Origin of the sequence: Hansschlegelia beijingensis (assembly GCF_045505405.1) — a bacterium.
GTDB classification, from domain to species: domain Bacteria; phylum Pseudomonadota; class Alphaproteobacteria; order Rhizobiales; family Methylopilaceae; genus Methylopila; species Methylopila beijingensis_A.
In genome coordinates, this window is the sequence record NZ_JBJKEX010000565.1 from 1 (window position 1) to 1,139 (window position 1,139).

The following is a 1,139-nucleotide window of genomic DNA, read 5'->3' on the forward strand; positions in this document are numbered from 1 at the left end:
CCAGGCGGCGGGCTTGCGCGTCGCGCGCTGGCTGCAGTCGCGGCCCGAGGTGGCGCGGGTGATGCACCCGGGGCTGGAGAGCGATCCGGGCCACGCGCTTTGGAAGCGCGACTTCACCGGCGCCTCGGGCCTGTTCGCGATCGAGCTCGAGCCAGGCTCCGAGGCCGCGCTCGCGGCCTTCCTCGACGAGCTCGAGCTGTTCGGGCTCGGCTATTCGTGGGGCGGTTTCGAGAGCCTCGCCATTCCGTTCGACGCCCGTCCGATGCGCACGGCCAGCAAATGGGCGCCGCAAGGGCCGACGATCCGGCTCCACATCGGCCTCGAGGACGTCGAGGATCTGGTCGCCGATCTCGACGCCGGCCTGGCTCGCTACGGCGCGGTGGGGTGAGCGGGACAAAGAAAAGCCCCGCTCAGCAAGCGCTGGCGGGGCCTTTGAACTGCTAGAAGAGAGTGAGCTTAGACGCTCAGAGCTCAGCCGGGCTGTACGAGGTGACCTCGAGGCCGACCGGGGTCTCTTCGACGATGGGAGCGGTCCACAGAGCCATTTGATCCTCCATCAATCTCGCGGTTGGTTCGCCCCGCGGGGCGTCGGATCGCCTTCTGCGTCCTGTCTTCCTAACGTAGAAAGCCCGGCTGCGGTTCGCCAGTTAATTTCTTGTCATGTTTCGCCACGCCAGAGAATTCCTAGGGTTTTTCGGCCCGCAGGTCAGCCGCGTTTGAAAGTATAAGACGTTTCTAAGCAACATTCGGCGCGGCTGTTCTCCGCCGCCGGGCAATGTCGGCTCACCCTCCGCTGATCGCCGTCAGGATGAAGACGTCTGCGCCGGGACGCAGGGGCGTGGCGAGGCAGGCGCGCCTGCCGTCGACGAACACGTTCATGTGCCGGCGGATGGCGGGCGAGGAATCGCAGATCCGGTCGCGCATGCCCGGCCAGCGGGCGTCGAGCGCGTCGACCAGTTCGGCGACGCTGCCCGCCTCCACCTCGAGCCGCCGCTCGGCGCTCGGAAAGAGCGTCACGAGCAGCGGCGTGAGGCGCACCACGAATCAGTCGCGCAGGCGGTTCAGGGCGCGGACGCCGTGGTGAATCTGGTCGGCATCCTGTCCGAGAGCGGCAAGCAGAGCTTCGACGCCGTGCAGGG

Annotated in this window: 3 protein-coding genes; 1 reads left to right on the forward strand and 2 read right to left on the reverse strand. The window is 67.4% G+C overall.

Annotation, left to right across the window (positions count from 1 at the left end):
* Positions 1 to 388: PLP-dependent transferase (locus ACIKT0_RS18720; protein ID WP_407106814.1), on the forward strand; the 388-nt coding region annotated here is incomplete at its 5' end.
* Positions 389 to 464: 76 nt separating this feature from the next.
* Here the strand turns inward: ACIKT0_RS18720 and pqqA are convergent.
* Entirely contained in the window at positions 465 to 557 is a 93-nt protein-coding gene (pqqA, locus tag ACIKT0_RS18725; protein WP_210286154.1) for a pyrroloquinoline quinone precursor peptide PqqA, read from the reverse strand.
* A 226-nt stretch (positions 558 to 783) separates the two neighbouring features.
* On the reverse strand, positions 784 to 1,041 hold the full coding sequence (locus ACIKT0_RS18730) for a MoaD/ThiS family protein (RefSeq protein WP_407106815.1): 258 nt from the start codon (positions 1,039 to 1,041) through the stop codon (positions 784 to 786).
* Between the last annotated feature and the right edge of the window lie 98 nt (positions 1,042 to 1,139).

Excerpts from the sequence above, each read along its gene's own strand:
- pqqA (WP_210286154.1), bottom strand. The coding sequence starts at position 557 with ATGGAGGATCAAATGGCTCTGTGGACCGCTCCCATCGTCGAAGAGACC.